14 protein-coding genes are annotated in these 14,899 nt (G+C 65.8%); 5 read left to right on the forward strand and 9 right to left on the reverse strand.

Features of this window, described 5'->3' with window-relative positions; genetic code table 11:
* Positions 1-109: 109 nt before the first annotated feature.
* Genes EV641_RS08955 through EV641_RS08965 form a run of 3 tightly spaced genes read left to right on the forward strand, consistent with a single transcriptional unit; the run spans position 110 to position 3,268 of the window.
* Positions 110-1,504 (forward strand): nucleobase:cation symporter-2 family protein, encoded by a 1,395-nt coding sequence (locus tag EV641_RS08955; protein ID WP_132471536.1) that lies wholly within the window; start codon positions 110-112, stop codon positions 1,502-1,504.
* Entirely contained in the window at positions 1,485-2,540 is a 1,056-nt protein-coding gene (locus tag EV641_RS08960) for a 2-oxoglutarate and iron-dependent oxygenase domain-containing protein (RefSeq protein ID WP_132471537.1), read from the forward strand. Before EV641_RS08955 ends, EV641_RS08960 begins: the two co-directional genes overlap by 20 nt.
* A complete protein-coding gene (locus EV641_RS08965) occupies positions 2,537-3,268 on the forward strand; it encodes an alpha/beta fold hydrolase (RefSeq protein WP_132471538.1) in 732 nt (243 codons plus the stop codon). Before EV641_RS08960 ends, EV641_RS08965 begins: the two co-directional genes overlap by 4 nt.
* A gap of 116 nt (positions 3,269-3,384) precedes the next feature.
* On the opposite strand, the gene EV641_RS08970 is transcribed toward EV641_RS08965, so the two are convergent.
* The 4 genes from EV641_RS08970 to EV641_RS08985 are packed head-to-tail and all read right to left on the reverse strand — an operon-like array spanning position 3,385 to position 8,059.
* A complete protein-coding gene (locus EV641_RS08970) occupies positions 3,385-4,413 on the reverse strand; it encodes a BMP family protein (RefSeq protein ID WP_241996985.1) in 1,029 nt (342 codons plus the stop codon).
* A 57-nt stretch (positions 4,414-4,470) separates the two neighbouring features.
* Positions 4,471-5,433, reverse strand: a complete 963-nt coding sequence (locus EV641_RS08975; RefSeq protein WP_132471539.1) for an ABC transporter permease — start codon at positions 5,431-5,433, stop codon at positions 4,471-4,473.
* The gene (locus tag EV641_RS08980) at positions 5,430-6,506 is read right to left on the reverse strand and encodes an ABC transporter permease (protein WP_132471540.1); all 1,077 of its coding nucleotides are present in this window, start codon (positions 6,504-6,506) and stop codon (positions 5,430-5,432) included. Before EV641_RS08980 ends, EV641_RS08975 begins: the two co-directional genes overlap by 4 nt.
* Positions 6,503-8,059, reverse strand: a complete 1,557-nt coding sequence (locus EV641_RS08985) for an ABC transporter ATP-binding protein (protein ID WP_132471541.1) — start codon at positions 8,057-8,059, stop codon at positions 6,503-6,505. Before EV641_RS08985 ends, EV641_RS08980 begins: the two co-directional genes overlap by 4 nt.
* 128 nt (positions 8,060-8,187) lie before the next feature.
* Here EV641_RS08985 and EV641_RS30095 point away from each other — a divergent pair, with 128 nt between their 5' ends.
* Both EV641_RS30095 and EV641_RS08995 read left to right on the forward strand, forming a co-directional pair.
* On the forward strand, positions 8,188-8,760 hold the full coding sequence (locus EV641_RS30095; protein WP_054713233.1) for an XRE family transcriptional regulator: 573 nt from the start codon (positions 8,188-8,190) through the stop codon (positions 8,758-8,760).
* Positions 8,761-8,845: 85 nt separating this feature from the next.
* Complete coding sequence (locus EV641_RS08995; protein ID WP_132471543.1) at positions 8,846-9,805, forward strand: 2-oxoglutarate and iron-dependent oxygenase domain-containing protein; 960 nt, start codon at positions 8,846-8,848, stop codon at positions 9,803-9,805.
* 56 nt (positions 9,806-9,861) lie between these two features.
* On the opposite strand, the gene EV641_RS09000 is transcribed toward EV641_RS08995, so the two are convergent.
* The 5 genes from EV641_RS09000 to EV641_RS09020 are packed head-to-tail and all read right to left on the reverse strand — an operon-like array spanning position 9,862 to position 14,881.
* Positions 9,862-11,352 (reverse strand): aldehyde dehydrogenase family protein, encoded by a 1,491-nt coding sequence (locus EV641_RS09000; RefSeq protein ID WP_054713234.1) that lies wholly within the window; start codon positions 11,350-11,352, stop codon positions 9,862-9,864.
* Positions 11,349-12,227: an aromatic ring-hydroxylating dioxygenase subunit alpha gene (locus tag EV641_RS09005; protein ID WP_132471544.1), complete on the reverse strand. Its 879-nt coding sequence runs from the start codon at positions 12,225-12,227 to the stop codon at positions 11,349-11,351. Before EV641_RS09005 ends, EV641_RS09000 begins: the two co-directional genes overlap by 4 nt.
* Positions 12,224-13,774 carry a GMC family oxidoreductase N-terminal domain-containing protein gene (locus EV641_RS09010; RefSeq protein WP_199233191.1) on the reverse strand — a complete coding sequence of 517 codons (1,551 nt, stop codon included), beginning with the start codon at positions 13,772-13,774 and terminating at the stop codon, positions 12,224-12,226. The genes EV641_RS09005 and EV641_RS09010 overlap by 4 nt, the downstream gene beginning before the upstream one ends.
* A complete protein-coding gene (locus EV641_RS09015; RefSeq protein WP_199233192.1) occupies positions 13,761-14,384 on the reverse strand; it encodes a thiamine pyrophosphate-dependent enzyme in 624 nt (207 codons plus the stop codon). Before EV641_RS09015 ends, EV641_RS09010 begins: the two co-directional genes overlap by 14 nt.
* Positions 14,381-14,881, reverse strand: a complete 501-nt coding sequence (locus tag EV641_RS09020) for a thiamine pyrophosphate-binding protein (RefSeq protein ID WP_132471546.1) — start codon at positions 14,879-14,881, stop codon at positions 14,381-14,383. The genes EV641_RS09015 and EV641_RS09020 overlap by 4 nt, the downstream gene beginning before the upstream one ends.
* Between the last annotated feature and the right edge of the window lie 18 nt (positions 14,882-14,899).

The following is a 14,899-nucleotide window of genomic DNA, read 5'->3' on the forward strand; positions in this document are numbered from 1 at the left end:
TGAGCCCTTCCTTACGGTTACGAAACAATCGGACTCGAGTTCGAAAACTCCAGGGCCGACGATGTACTCGTCAGCGTATACGGCCCTGTATCCGAACTGGAGCATCCACATGGACACAGCAGTACACCCCGTCGACGCGAAGCTACCGTTCCTCCGGCAGTTCGCGTTCGGGCTCCAGCACGTCCTGATCATGTACACCGGGTGCGTCACGGTGCCGCTCGTGTTCGGTGCCGCAGTCGGACTCGACCGCGACACCATCGCAATGCTCATCAGCGCCGACCTGCTGATCGCCGGCCTCATCACCGTCATCCAGAGCCTCGGTGTGGGCAAGCTCGTCGGTGTGCGTCTGCCCATCATCTGCGGCGCCACCTTCGCCGGCCTGACACCGATGATCCTCATCGCGAACCAGTACGGACTGCAGGCCGTGTACGGGTCGATGCTCGTCGGCGGCATCGTGGGTCTTGCACTGGCCTGGCCGTTCGCCAAGATCGTCAGGTTCTTTCCGCCGCTGGTCACCGGCGCGGTGCTCACGGTGGTGGGCATCTCGCTCATCGGTGTCGCGGGTGGCCTCATCGTGGGCAACGACGTTTCGTCACCGGACTTCGCGTCACCCACCAGCATCATGCTTGCAGGTGTGGTGATCGCCGTCGCGGTGGGGTTCCTGTGTCTCGGCCGCGGAATCTGGTCGCAGCTCGGGGTGCTCATCGCACTTCTCGCGGGCACTGCGCTCGCGTTTCCGCTCGGCATGATCGATGTGGGCGGGGTCTCGGAGGCTGCGTGGCTGGGATTTCCTGCGCCGTTCCACTTCGGTGCTCCCGAGTTTCCCATCACTGCGGTCGTCGCGATGAGCATCGTCATGGCTGTCGTGTTCGCCGAGTCCACCGCGAGCATGCTTGCCCTGAGCGAGATCACGGGGAAGCGGTTGGGTAAAGCCGACATCGCTCGCGGACTCGCCGGTGACGGACTGTCCGCCGTTCTCGGCGGCGTCTTCAACGCCTTCGTCGACACGGTCTTCAACCAGAATGTCGGAGCGGTCGCCACCACACGCGTTCACAGCCGATACGTCACCGCCACGTCCGGCGTGATGCTCATCGTTCTCGGTGCACTACCCAAGGCGAGTTCGGTGGTCGCGGCCTTGCCTCAGCCGGTGATCGGAGGTGTCGGCCTCATCCTGTTCGCAACGGTGGCGCTCGTCGGCATCGAGACCTTGCGCAAGGTCGACATGTCTGACCGGATCAACTCCACCATCGCTGCCGTCGCGGTGGGTGTCGGCCTACTGCCAGAATTCGCCGAAGGACTGTTCGAGCATTTCCCCTCGGCCGCACAGATCATCCTCGGGAGCGGCATCACGCTTGCAGCGATCACCGCATTCTCGTTGAACCTGCTGTTCAACCACACCCGGCTCGGAACGTCGGCTCGCGCCGCCGTTCGTCGCGATACCCCCGTCCCCTCGCCCGAATCCTCTTCCCGGACCGGAGTTGCCAATGAACCCGCACACATCTGACACCTTCGATGTGCCCGCCGTCGACATCGGCCCGTACGTGCGTGCCGGCAGCGATGCCGATCGCACCCGGGTGGCCCGCGAGATCGACGATGCCTGTACGAGAGTCGGATTCGTTCAGATCCTCGGGCATGGAATCCCGGACGACGTAGTCGACGGATTGGCCGGCGCAGTCGACGACTTCTTCGGTCTGTCGCTCGACGAGAAGAAGCAGTACCGGGTCGAGGGCGCCAACCGAGGCTACAGCCCACCCAAGAGCGAAGCACTGAGTCTGAGCCTCGGCGTGGAGTCTGCAAGCAAGATGAACGACTTCTTCGAAGCGTTCAACGTCGGCACCGAGGCACGCTCGTTCGCCGACCTCGACCTGTCGGAGGACGACTACGGCCTCAACCTGTGGCCGGCGGTCGTAGGCTTCCAGGATCGGGTGCAGGCCTACTACGCGGAGGCGTCCAGGGTCGCCGGAACTCTCACGCACATCTTCTCGGATGCGCTCGGCCAGGAGCCGGACTACTTTGCACGGCTGACCGATCACTCGATCGACGTGCTGAGGATGAACAACTACGCACTGCCCGAAGGCACCGTAACTCTCGACGGGGATCTCACCGGTATGGGCGAACACACCGACTTCGGTCTGGTGACCGTCCTGTGGGCCGACCGTGTCGCGGGGTTGCAGGTTCTCGACGGCGCTGGTGTGTGGCACGACGTCGCACCGAAGCCGGGCGCGTTGCTCGTCAACCTCGGCGACCTCACCGCCCGCATCACCAACGACCGTTGGATGTCCACCCTGCACCGGGTCAAGCCGCCCATTGTGAACGGCACGATCCAGCGGCGACGCTCGGTGGCGTTCTTCCACGACGGCAACGTCGACGCGGTTATCTCCACGTTGCCGGAGTTCGTCGACGACGAATGCTACGAGCCGATCACCGTGCGCGACCACATCGAAGCGAAGCTCGCGGGATCGCGTCAGGGCAAGGCTAACACCGCTGCAGTGAGAGAAGCCGCCCGAGTTCTGGCGGCGACGGACGCGATGAACGCATGAGTCATGTCGTACTGGTGCACGGTGCGTGGGCAGGCAGCTGGGTGTGGGACACGGTCCTGGCCCCGCTCCGCGCCGCCGGGTGCACGCCCCACGCGCTGTCGCTACCCGGGGTCGGGGAGTGGGGCGCGGATGACGTCACCCTCGACGATGTCGCCGGAGTGGTCGCCGACTACGTGATCGAGCTCGACGAGGACGTGGTTCTCGTCGGGCACTCCGGCGGCGGCATCGTCGTCACGCAGGTGGTGGAGATGCTGACCGACCGCGTGACCGGTGTCGCGTACGTCGCGGGAATGATGCTGCCGTCCGGTGTCGATTTCGGAATGCTGTGCAGCGGGATGGGACTTCTTCCGCCTGTGGGTATCTCCGCGTGGCTCGAGCCCACACCGGACGGACGCGGCACCGTTGTCCCGCCGGAAGCGGGTGCGGCGGTGTTCTTCCATGAAGCGAGTGCCGCCGATACGATCGGTGCCGCGCGCCGGCTCGTTCCGCAACTCGAGACCGCGCGGCTCATGGCGCCGACGTGGACGGCCGAACGCTTCGGGAGCATTCCGCGCCTGTACATCGAAGCGACACTGGATCGTTCGGTTCCGATCGTAACCCAGAGGGAGATGCAGCGGCTCACACCCGGTGCGTCCGTCGTGACCCTCGAATCGGACCATGCGCCGCAGTTGTCTGCCGCCGATGAGCTTGCCGCCGCAATTGTTCGGTGGTGCTCCTCGCTCGCATAGCAGTCGACGAATTGCCCCCACTTGCCTGGTTTTCCGTTGGTTCGACCAACGGGACGCCGTGCGGGTGGGGGAAACCTTGTTTCCCCCACCCGCACGCCGAGCGGTGCTGAATTTCTCTACTCGCCGCCCTTGTACTCGACCTGGTACTCGCCGGACTTGATCTTGTCGCGGTATTCCTCGAACAGTGCCATCGCCTCGGGTGAGATGCGGTCGGCGAACGCCGGGTTGATCACGACGTCGACGCCGCCCTCAGCGAAGTCCACCTCGTAGTACTTCGCGGGATCGATATCGCCCGCTTCGACGTCGGTGATCATCGCGCGAAGCACTTCGTCGAGGTTCCACACGATGGACGACACGACGTTCTCCGGGGCGAGCGGAGTCTGGTCCATCGCGTATCCCGCGACGTAGGCACCTCGCTGCTTGGCGCCTTCGATGGTGGCTGCGTCGACGCCGCACGTGGTGAACTGGTCGGCGCCCTGGTCTACGAGGGCGTTGACGGCTTCGAGGGTCTGGGCTGCGGCATCGGACCATCCGCCGATGTATGCGGGCTTGAGCTGGATCTCGCCTTCGCCCTGATAGGTCAGCCGCGCGCCGTCGGCGAACGATTCGATCTGGGCCTTGCACACCGGGATCTCGAAACCGGCGGTGCCGGCGAGGATGCCCGATTCAGTGAGATCACCGGCGAGGATGCCGGAGAGGAAGGCGCCCTCGTAGAACGGCTGGCTGTAGTCCGCCAGGTTCTCGGTGATGTCCCCGAAACCTCCCGCATACGCAAACAGTACGTCCGGATAGTCGGCGATGATGCCCTTGATGGGTTCGCCGTAGTTGAACGAGTGCCCGACGATGAGCTGATTACCGTCCTCGGCGAGGTCGGTGACGATCTGTGCGATCTGCTCGGACGTCGCACCCGAATCCTGCTGGACTACCGTAAGATCCAAGAGTCCTTCGGCTTCGAGCTTCTCGGCGCCCTCGACCATGCCCTGATTCCAGCCCAGATCGTTCACGGGGCCGGAGGTGACGATGGCAGCCTTGACGACACCATCGGAAGACGTCGACGAATCGTCGCCGGAATCGGAACTCGAACATCCCGTGACGGCCACACCGACAACGGCTGCTGCGGCGATGGCGGTACCCAGTTTCTTCACTGATTCTCCTAGAGGGGCACGACGGATTCGACGGTGTGAATCCGATTGACGGGACATCTATTTGGCAGGAACGAAAGGAACCCCGAGTGCTTTCGGGGCATTACCGCGGGCAAACCACACGGTGGTCACGACGACGGCGAGCAGCGTCACCACGTACGGCATCGCTTGGAACAACTCGTAGGGCACCGATGTGGATTGTCCACCCGATGCGGCCTGAACCCGCAGCTGGAACGCGTCGACGAGACCGAACATGAAGCCTCCGGCCATGGCGCCGAGCGGATTCCATCGGGCCAGGATCACGACACCGAGTGCGATCCAGCCGCGACCCCCGGTGATGCCGTCCTGGAAGAAACGTAGGCCGTCGACGACCAGGGCGCCGGCCATGCCGGCTGCCGCACCGGAGATCAGCAGCGTGATCCACCGCGTACGCGCAACGGAGATGCCGACCGAGTCGGCGGCATCCGGGCTCTCACCCGCCGCGCGCACCGAGAGACCGAACGCCGTGCGGGAGAGCAGCCACCACAGCGCGACGACCAGCAGCAGCGCGATGTGCACGAGCGGGGATTGTGAGAACAGGATCGGGCCGAGGACGGGAATGTCGGACAGCACGGGCAGATCGAGCGGTGCGGTGCCTTCGATGCGAGGCGGCGTGCCGGTGATGCCGAACACCTGGAGATACAGGAAGGCTGCCAGACCCGAACCGAGGATCACCACTGAGATGCCGGTGATGATCTGGTCGATCGCCATTGTGATGGTCAGGTATCCGACCAGCACAGCCGTGAGCAGGCCCGCCACAGCACCGGCCACGGCTCCGATCATCGGTTGCCCGGTGTAGTAGGTGGTGATGAAGGCCGCGACCGCACCGACCATCATCTGTCCCTCGATACCGAGGTTCATCAGGCCGGAACGTTCGGCGAGGCAGGCTCCTGCCGCAGCGAGAATGATGGGGGCGGCCAGCCGCAGTGCCGCGGTGAGCAGCGGGACGAGCGCACCGACGCCCAGGACCTCGGACCAGTTCATCGGGCACGCTCCACGATTCTGTTGGCGAGCAGCACCGTCACGATCATCACGGCCTGCACGACGGTTCCGATGGACGCCGGGATCTCCTGGGTTCGCTGCACGGCCTGGCTGCCGAGGGTGAGCCCCGAGACCAGAGCCGCCGCGAGGACGATGCCGAAGGGATTGCGTCGGCCGAGCAGCGCCACCACGATCGCGGTGAACCCTATGCCCGACGACACCGCCAGCGACAGACGGAACTCGCTGCCGAGCAACATGATCGCCCCTGCGATGCCACCGAGTGCGCCGCTGACCAGTGCGGAGGTGATGATGATCCGGGACACGGGGATGCCGTTGGCTGCGGCGACAGAGGGACTCTCGCCGACCACCTGCGACGCGAACCCGAACCGCGTCGAGCGCATGAGCCACCACACGAGCGGCACCGCGGCGATGGCCACGAACACTCCGAGGTGGATGCGGGTGCCGGGAATGGTCGCGAGCATCGCCCAATCGGGGATGCGTTCGGACTCCGGGGTGAATCCGTTCGGATTGGCGAGCGGTTTCCGTACCGCCCACGCGAGGCCGTAGAAGACCAGGTAGTTGAGCATGAGCGACGAGATGATCTCGTTCACGCCCAGCCTGGCCTTGAGGACGCCGGCGATCCCACCGACGAAAGCACCCGCGGATGCCGCGAGGACGGCGACGACGGGGATCGCGACCCAGCCCGAGTTGAGCGGGACTGTGAGTACCACCGCCGCGGCCGTGATCGCACCGATGTCGTAGTGCCCTTGCGCGCCGATGGTGATGAACCCGGTGCGGTAGGCGATCGCGTATCCGAGGCCGATAAGCACGAGGGGAGTCATCCCTGTCAGGAGGCGCCCGAGCTCCGTGTCGCCGCCGAGTGCCGCGTCGAGCATCGTCGCGTAGGCGTCGATCGGATTTCCGCCTGCGAGAAGGATGAGGACGGCGCCGACGGAGAGGCCGGCCGCCACGGCGAGCAGCGGGATTGCGGCCGAGGCGGCGAACCTCTTGGGTCGCGATGTCGTTGCGGGATCGGTGACCGGCGCCGATCCCGGTGGAGTGAGAGTGGCGGTCATGCAGCAGCCTCCTGGAATCCGCCCATCGCGGAGCCGATGGCTTCGCGATCGAACGGTCCTTCGTCGAATTCGGCGACGATGCGCCCGCGGTAGAGGACGACGACGCGGTCGGCGAGACTGCAGACCTCGTCGAGGTCCGAGGAGATCAGAAGGATCGCGGCGCCGCGGGAGCGGTGTTCCACGAGGGTGTCCCACACGAATTCGGTGGCGCCGATGTCGAGGCCTCGGGTGGGCTGTGCGACGACGAGGACGTCCGGTTCGCCGTCGAGGACCCGGCCGAGCACGACGCGCTGGGCGTGGCCGCCGGACAGTGTTCCGGCGAGGGTGCGCGGGCTCGGGGCTTTCACCGACAATGCCGAGATGATCCGCTCGGCGTGTTGTCGAATGACGGTGCGCGACACACGTCCCCACCGCTGTGCCAGAGGGGGCGTGGTGTAGCTGTCGACGGCGAGGTTGATATCGATGCCGAGGGACTTGACCAGTCCACGGGTATAGCGGTCGGCGGGCACGACGCCGACACCGGCCTCTCGGAGGTCGCGCGGGCTGGACGTGTCGATCTCACGCTCGTCGATGCAGACTGCGCCGGACGAGTCGGCCGCAAGGCCGGAGAGCACGTCCTCGAGCGCGGACTGGCCGTTGCCCTCGACCCCTGCGACCGCGACAAGTTCGCCTGCGCGGACCCGCAGGTTCACATCGTCGAGCTGACCGGGCACCGACACGCTCACGAGTTCGAGCATGCGGTGACCCGCCGGCTCGGCGGCGGCTCGGCGGATTCCGAGCCCGACATCGCGGCCCACCATGTCGCGGGCGAGTTCCGCGGTCGTGACATCGGCGACGGGCTTCTCGGAGACGAGCTTGCCCCCGCGCAGCACACCCACGCGGTCGGCGGCCTCGATGACCTCTTCGAGATGGTGCGTGATCAGCACGATTCCTACACCGAGATCGGTGGCAAGGCGTCGTACCTGCGCAAGCAGTGAATGTATCTCTGTGGGAGCAAGATTCGCGGTGGGCTCGTCGAGGAGTAGGTAGCGGGCCCCCAGGTGCAGGGCGCGGAGGATCTCGACACGCTGCTGCTCGCCGACCGACAGCGTCTCGACGCGGGCGTCGGGCGTGCATGCGAGACCGGCGTCGTCGGCCAGCGCGGCGATGTCCTCGCCCATCCTGCGCAGGCGACTCCGCCCGACGACGCCGCGAGACCGTCCGAGCAGGAAGTTCTCGGCCACGGTCATGCTGGGCACGAGCATGAAGTGCTGGTGAACCATGGCGATGCGGTCGCGCCCGCCGGCGGCGAGGGGCAGGCCGTCGACAGCGATGTCGCCGGTATCCGGGGGGAGCAGGCCCGTGAGAATGCGCATCAGCGTGGACTTTCCGGCGCCGTTCTCACCGAGAAGTGCATAGACCTCGCCAGGATGGATGTGCAGCGACACGTCGCGCAGGACGACGTTCTCGCCGAACGAACGATGGATGCCGTGCATGACGACTCCCTCGGCGTGGCCGGGGCTCTCGATGTCGAGGGTGTCGGTGGTGCCGGCCGGGGATACTGCTGTCACCATGCGATGAGACCTTCCAGGTAATCGCTATTCGTTAAGTTGGAACTCTGCAGGTGCATAGTTGACCGGCGATGACCGAATCGTGACGATTGTGTTTCGGACGTCATGTGCGGATGAAGCGGAGGGGTGTTGTGCCGGAAGAGGATCGCGTCGCGCGAATCGGAGTTGCGATTCGCGCCGCCCGTAAGCGGGATGGTCTCAGTGCCAGGGCATTGGCGGAGCGGGCGGGCGTCAGTCAGGCCTTTCTCAGTCAGGTGGAGCGGGGACTGAACGCGCCGTCGCTCGCGACCCTGTACAAGATCGCCGATGCGCTCGGGCGATCACCGTCGAGCTTCCTGGACCCCGCGCCCGACGCGGATGTCCTGGTGGTGCGCGCAGAGGGGCGCATTCCGCAGGCAGTGACCGGTACTCCGACCGCACCCGTGACGTGGCTGGCGCGCGGGAACGGCGTGATCTCCGAGGTCTACCAGTATCTCATCGGATCGGACGACGACGTCAGCGGCTGGTTCCGTCGCGCGGACGACCTCGTCGTGGTGGTGACAGGTGGCAGTCTCGAGGTGCAGGTACGAGACCGTGAACCCGTCGTTCTCGTCGCGGGGGATTGCTTGTTCGCCGCGGCTGGAACCGAGATGCAATGGGCCCACAGGGGTGCGGAACCCGCGCACGTCGTGCTGTGCGTGGGAGCGGCACCCGAACATCCGTAACGCGGATCTCACAGGAACGAGACGAGGCGGTAGCGCCGCAAGAATTAACTGATAGCGATCATTCGCCTCGTGTCTGGAGAACGCCATGGACTCGCTTCCCATCATCGATCTGCGCCCGCTACGCGACGGGGCTGACCCCCTCGCGGTTGCCGATACTCTCGATGCAGCCTGCACCGACCTCGGATTCTTCGTCGTGACGGGTCACGGACTCGCCTCCGAGCTCCGCGCTGCGATGATGGAGCAGGCGCGACGGTTCTTCGCGCTGCCGGCAGACGAGAAGATGCAGATCTGGATCGGTAAGTCGTCCTGCCACAGTGGATACGTTCCTCCCAAGGCCGAAACTCTCAATGCTGCACTCGGAGCGGACAGCAAGGAAGCGCTCGACATCACCATCGACCGCGGCCCGGACCATCCGGACGTCATGGCGGGCACACCCCTGCACGGACCCGCCCAGTGGCCTGACTCGCTGATGCCAGAATTCAAGGGAGTCGCCGAGGAGTACTCGAATGCCTGTCTCGATATCAATGCTCACCTGATGCGTGGACTTGCCCTCGCCCTCGGCCTGGAAGCCGATACGTTCGAGCCGGTGTTCACCGATCCCATTGCCTCGCTGCGGATGCTGCATTATCCGCCCGCCCCTGCCGGCGATCTCACGCCGGCTGCCGGTGCACACACGGACTACGGCTCGCTGACCCTGCTCGCGCAGGATGACATCGGCGGATTACAGGTGGCCGCACGGGGAGGGGGATGGATCGACGTCGTCACCCCACCCGACGCCCTGATCGTCAACCTGGGGGACATGATCGCCCGGTGGACGAATCACCGCTACGTATCGACACGCCATCGGGTACTCAATCCGGTGGGTGCGCATCGGTATTCGATCCCGTACTTCGTCGCCCCGGACTTCCACGCCGTGATCGAAGCGATACCGACCTGCGTCGAGCCCGGGGCAGAACCGATCTACCCTCCGATCGAAGCGGGTGAATACATGCTCTCGCGTTTTGATGCGACGCATGATTACCTCAAGGACAAGCAGGATTCGTAGAGACCTGTCGCGGCCCGGCGCGCGTTGTGCCGGCTCGGCCCGGAGGGGGCGACGGATCAGACCGTGAGGCAGACGGTCTTGGTCTCGAGATAGTTCTCCAGCCCCGCTGCACCGTTCTCGTAACCCCACCCGGATTCCTTGTGCCCGCCCTTGACCAGCTCGGGGGAGAAATAGGAGTGGCAGTTGATCCACACGGTTCCGGCACGGATCGCGTCGGAGACGTGATGGGCGCGTGAGAGATCCGACGTCCACACGCTCGCGGCCAGACCGTAGTCGGTGTCATTCGCCCAGGCGATGACCTCCTCGGCGTCGTCGAACGGGGCGACGGTGACGACGGGGCCGAAGATCTCTTCTCGCATCATCGGCAGGTCGGGGGCGGCATCGACGACGACGGTCGGCTCGTAGAAGCTGCCGATCTCACCCACCGCACGACCCCCGGCGACGACCGTCGCCCCGCCGCGCACACCGTCGTCGACATACGACGCCACGGTGTCCCGGTGCCGCCGGCTCACGAGTGGACCGAGGTCGGTGCGCTCGTCGAGCCCATGGCCCAGACGAAGTGACCCCGCAGCAGCGGACAGGCCGTCCACCACCTGCTCGTACACCGACCGCTCGGCGTAGACACGCGATCCGGCGACACACACCTGGCCGCAGTTCGAGAAGATGCCCCGCGCGATACCGGGGACGGTCGTGTCGAGGTCGGCATCCCGGAAGACCAGGACGGGAGACTTTCCGCCGAGTTCGAGCGTGAGCCGCTTGAGGTTGCTCGCGCCGGATACAGCCGTCAGTGCCCGCCCGGTCGCGGTGGACCCCGTGAACGTCACCTTGTCGACATCACGGTGGGACGCCAACCGCGCGCCGACGGTGCCGTCTCCGGTGAGAACCCCGACGACGCCGGCCGGTACGCCGGCCTCGACCAGGAGCTCACCGAGACGCAGTGCACTGAGCGAGGTTGCTTCGGCCGGTTTGAGGATGACGGCGCATCCCGCCGCGAGGGCCGGTGCGAGCTTCATCGCCGCCATGAGCATCGGCGAATTCCACGGGACGATCGCCGCGACCACCCCGACCGGTTCGCGCACCGTCTGCGCGACCACCCGTTTCCCGAGTGGCTGGTAGGTGATCGACGGTGTGATCGTGGTGCCGGTGATCTTAGTCGCCCATCCGGCGTAGTACCGGAACTGTTCTGCTGCCGAGGGAATCTCCGCGAATCGGGACGTCGCCCACGATTTACCCTGGTCGAGGGTCTCGAGTTCGGCCAGTTCGTCGGCATGAGCATCGATGGCATCAGCGATGCGCCACAGCACCCGAGCGCGCGCAGCGGGTGTCCACCTTCGCCACTCGCCGTGCAGCGCGGCGTGTGCCGCTGCGACCGCTGCGTCCACATCGTCGGGGCCGGCGGAGGACAGTGTGGCGAGGACAGTGCCAGTGGCGGGATCGGAGGTCTCGAATGGCGGTCCCGCTCCTGCGATCCACCGCCCGTCGATGAGCAGGCGCTTGTCGTCGCCGAGGAATGCGGCGCTGTGCCGAGGTGCGATGCTGGTGGTCATGGCTGTACTCCTGCGGTGTGGACGGGCCGGAACGGGAGGGCTCCCCATCGCAGCCCTTTGGCCTTGAGCCAGCGACGGTAGGTGACCGAGGACGCGTCTGCCCGGGTGGGGATCTCGTCACGGGGATCGAGCGGAAGCAACAGCGGCCGCTGGTTCTCGACGATGATGCGGTCCTGCAGAAAGATCACCTGCTCGAATTGGGTCAGGTCGGTGTGGGTCGAATCAGGATCGACGAGATACATCACCGGCTGTGCACGACACAACGTTTCCGTGATCGGCTGGATGAACAACGCGATGGCATCGCGACGTGTCTCGTCGGACGGTGAAATCCGATACAGCATCACCTGATATGGATCCGGTACGCGGTAGGTCAGATGCGCGAAGGTGCCTTCCGACGCCGCGGACATCTGAGGCTGGAAGAACTTGCAGTCGGTGGCCCAGACTTCATCGGTGTCCTTGCGGATCTCCCAGTTGTAGCGGGCAACCTCGGTGGCGGCCTCACCGCCGAGGATCCCGGTGTGCACGAACGGGAAGTGGGCCATGTCGAGGAAGTTCTCGACGACGCGGCCGGGGGACGATCTGAGTGTCACCCATCCGCACGCGACGTACCGACGGTCGGGCTCGTCGGCTTCGTCGATCGTGAAGACGTCGCGGACAGGCGTACCGAGTGTGGTCCACACGAATCCGAACTTCGTACGCACCGGCAGTTCACGTTCCGCCGTGTGGACGACGGGATGGCCGTCCTGATCGTGTCCGCAGGTGAGGTCGACGCCGAGTAGTGTCGTGGCGACTGTGGCGGCCTCGAGTTCGTTCTCCGCGCAGACCGGGTACCAGCGGTCGAGGACTACGGGATCGTCGCACAGTGCCGTGGTCATGACGGGGTCCTCCCGTATCCTCTGATCAACGCGGCGGCGCGTTCCGCGAGAGCGATGACGGGTGCGTTCGTATTGCACGACGGCAATATCGGAATCACGGATGCGTCGACGACGCGCAGCCCGTCGAAACCGTATACCCGCAGCTCGGGATCGACGGCCGCATCGGGCCCGACACCCATCGCGCAGGTGCCGCCGACGTGGAAGAACGTCGAGCAGCTTGCTCGGACGAACGCTTCCGCCTCGGCCCGGCCGAGTCGACGCTCGGGCGCAGCGGGTGCGTCGATCAGGCCACGCAATGCTGCGGTGTCGGCGAGGTCGAAGATGCGATCGAGGCCCGAGACGAGGGCGTCGAGGTCGCGTGGATCGGATAGGTAGCGGGGGTCGATGTCGGGTGCGACCTCGGAGTCGGCGGAACGCAAGGACAGTCGCCCGACGCTGCGGGACCGCATGAGCCCGGGGGAGAGGGCGAAGACGTCACCGGCGACGTCGTACCGCTTCGCCACCTCCGGGGTCGCGTGCGGCCCCTGCACGATGAATGCGTGTAGATCCGGCAGGTCGAGGGACGGGTCGGATCGCCAGTTCAGGATCGCTCCGCCGCCGTTGTCCCGCACCGGCCCCAGCGGAACGCGGGACCGGAAGTTCACGCCCATCAGCAGAGGGTGATCCTGGAGATTGCGTCCGACACCGGGCAGATCCGCGCGGACAGTGACACCGTGTTCACCAAGGTGTTCGGGATCGCCGATGCCGGCGAGGAGCAGCAGATGTGGGCTGGTGATCGCGCCCGCGCACAGCAGCGTCTCGGCGTGCGCGCGGACCTCGACGTCGATACCGTGAGAGCGGTATCGCACACCGGCGCACCGAGTCCCGGCGAACATGAGTTCGGTGACGGTCGCGTCGGTGCGGACCGTGAGATTGGGCCGGGCCCGTACCGGATCGAGGTAGGCACGGGCGGTGCTGCCGCGATGCCCGTCGTCGATGTTGAGGTTCGCGAGGGCGGCACCCTCGATGTCGGGACCGTTGCAGTCGTCCAGTACGGTCATACCGAGTTCGGCTGCGGCGTCCAGCAATCCGGTGGCAACGGGGTGGGGCTTCGTCGGCGTGGTGATGCGGATCGGGCCGCCTGCGCCGCGCTCCGCGCTCGCACCGCCCTCCCAGTCCTCGGCGCGCCGGAAGTAGGGAAGCAGCGACGCGTAGTTCCAGCCCTTCGCGCCCGCCGTCTCCCACGCGTCGTAGTCCGACGCGTGTCCGCGGTACCAGAGCATCGCGTTGATACTGCTCGAGCCGCCGAGCACACGTCCCCGCGGGATCGGCACTTCGCGTCCGTCGAGCAGCGGATTCGCGGTGAAGTGGTAGCCCCAATCGTATTCACCACCGAGAAGGGATGCCCAGGCCCCGGGTGCATCGAGCGAGTCGGCTCCGGCGTGGTCCGGACCGGCCTCGAGCAGCAGCACCGTGACGTCGGGATCCTCGGTGAGGCGGGCCGCGAGGACGCACCCCGCGGACCCGCCCCCGACGACGACGTAGTCGTAGCCGTCAGTTGTGTTCACTGGGGCCCATGATCGTGATGTTCTCCGTCGCCTCCACATGGCGGACGAAGATGTACTTGTCCTCGCGGCCGTCGCTGTGCTTGCGCTTGATGCCGGGCTGGACCGTGCTCGAGACCTTCGCGACGAGCACATACGGCGTTTCCGCGGCGAGGCCCGCCACACAATGCTTCTCGAACTCTTCGAGAGTCGTTGCCGTGTAGGCCTGTTCCACTCCGGATCCGCGTGCGATGGCGGCGATGTCGACATTTCCGAGCGCGGTGTGGGTGGGCGGGCCGCCGATCGATTGGTAGCACTCGTTGTCCCACACCACCGTGAAGAGGTTGCTGGGCCGCTCGTTGCCGAGTGTCGCGAGAATACCCAGGTTGAACAGCATTCCGCCGTCGGTGTCGAGAGAGATGATCCGGCGGTGGGGCAGGCCCACCGCGAGTCCGAACGCCTGCGGGGTGACGCAGCCGAGCTGCTGCTGGAATAGGCTTGCCTGTCGCATGTGTGGTGCGGCGTTGTACCACTCGTCGACGCTGGCACCCAGGGACAGGATCACCAGTTCGTTCTCGAGTCGGTTTGCGAGCGCCTGCATGCACTCGAATCGGGTCATGCGCATGGTGGTCATCGGACGAGCCCTCCTCCGAGGGCGATGGCGGAATGGTGGTAGGCCGAGTAGGACCATTCGAATGCGTCGTGGATTGCACGTTCGATCGCATCCTCTTCTCGGACGATGCGGTACGGGATGCGCAGCGCGTCGAGGATCGGCTCCATCGTGATCCCGTGTGGCACTGCCCACCAGTTGTTTTCGCCGAGTTCACCACGATAGCTCATGAGCATGATGACGGGGATCCCCGCTCCGAGACCCATCCGGGCCAGCGGTTCGACGGAGGCGCGGAGACCGGAGTTCTCCATGATGAGCACGCCGCGTTTGCCGGACAGGAACAGTCCACCGCAGATGGCGGCGCCTTCACCTTCGTTGGTGACTTGGACGGTCCGGATGGTCGGATGCGCATCGAGCGCGGGGTACAGCTCTTTGAACAGGGAATCGGGGAGGTAACACACGGTGCTGACACCGGCCTTCTCGAGGCCGCGGATCACCGCGTCTACGGTCGACTGTTCCATGAGGATCCTTCCGTGGGA

This window comes from Rhodococcus sp. SMB37, from assembly GCF_004345605.1.
Lineage (GTDB): Bacteria > Actinomycetota > Actinomycetes > Mycobacteriales > Mycobacteriaceae > Rhodococcus.

Bases quoted from the DNA above. Each gene is read 5' to 3' on its own strand.
- EV641_RS08955 (WP_132471536.1), top strand. From the start codon at position 110: ATGGACACAGCAGTACACCCCGTCGACGCGAAGCTACCGTTCCTCCGG.
- EV641_RS08960 (WP_132471537.1), top strand. From the start codon at position 1,485: ATGAACCCGCACACATCTGACACCTTCGATGTGCCCGCCGTCGACATC.
- EV641_RS08965 (WP_132471538.1), top strand. From the start codon at position 2,537: ATGAGTCATGTCGTACTGGTGCACGGTGCGTGGGCAGGCAGCTGGGTG.
- EV641_RS08975 (WP_132471539.1), bottom strand. From the start codon at position 5,433: ATGAACTGGTCCGAGGTCCTGGGCGTCGGTGCGCTCGTCCCGCTGCTC.
- EV641_RS08980 (WP_132471540.1), bottom strand. From the start codon at position 6,506: ATGACCGCCACTCTCACTCCACCGGGATCGGCGCCGGTCACCGATCCC.
- EV641_RS08985 (WP_132471541.1), bottom strand. From the start codon at position 8,059: ATGGTGACAGCAGTATCCCCGGCCGGCACCACCGACACCCTCGACATC.
- EV641_RS08995 (WP_132471543.1), top strand. From the start codon at position 8,846: ATGGACTCGCTTCCCATCATCGATCTGCGCCCGCTACGCGACGGGGCT.
- EV641_RS09000 (WP_054713234.1), bottom strand. From the start codon at position 11,352: ATGACCACCAGCATCGCACCTCGGCACAGCGCCGCATTCCTCGGCGAC.
- EV641_RS09005 (WP_132471544.1), bottom strand. From the start codon at position 12,227: ATGACCACGGCACTGTGCGACGATCCCGTAGTCCTCGACCGCTGGTAC.
- EV641_RS09015 (WP_199233192.1), bottom strand. From the start codon at position 14,384: ATGACCACCATGCGCATGACCCGATTCGAGTGCATGCAGGCGCTCGCA.
- EV641_RS09020 (WP_132471546.1), bottom strand. From the start codon at position 14,881: ATGGAACAGTCGACCGTAGACGCGGTGATCCGCGGCCTCGAGAAGGCC.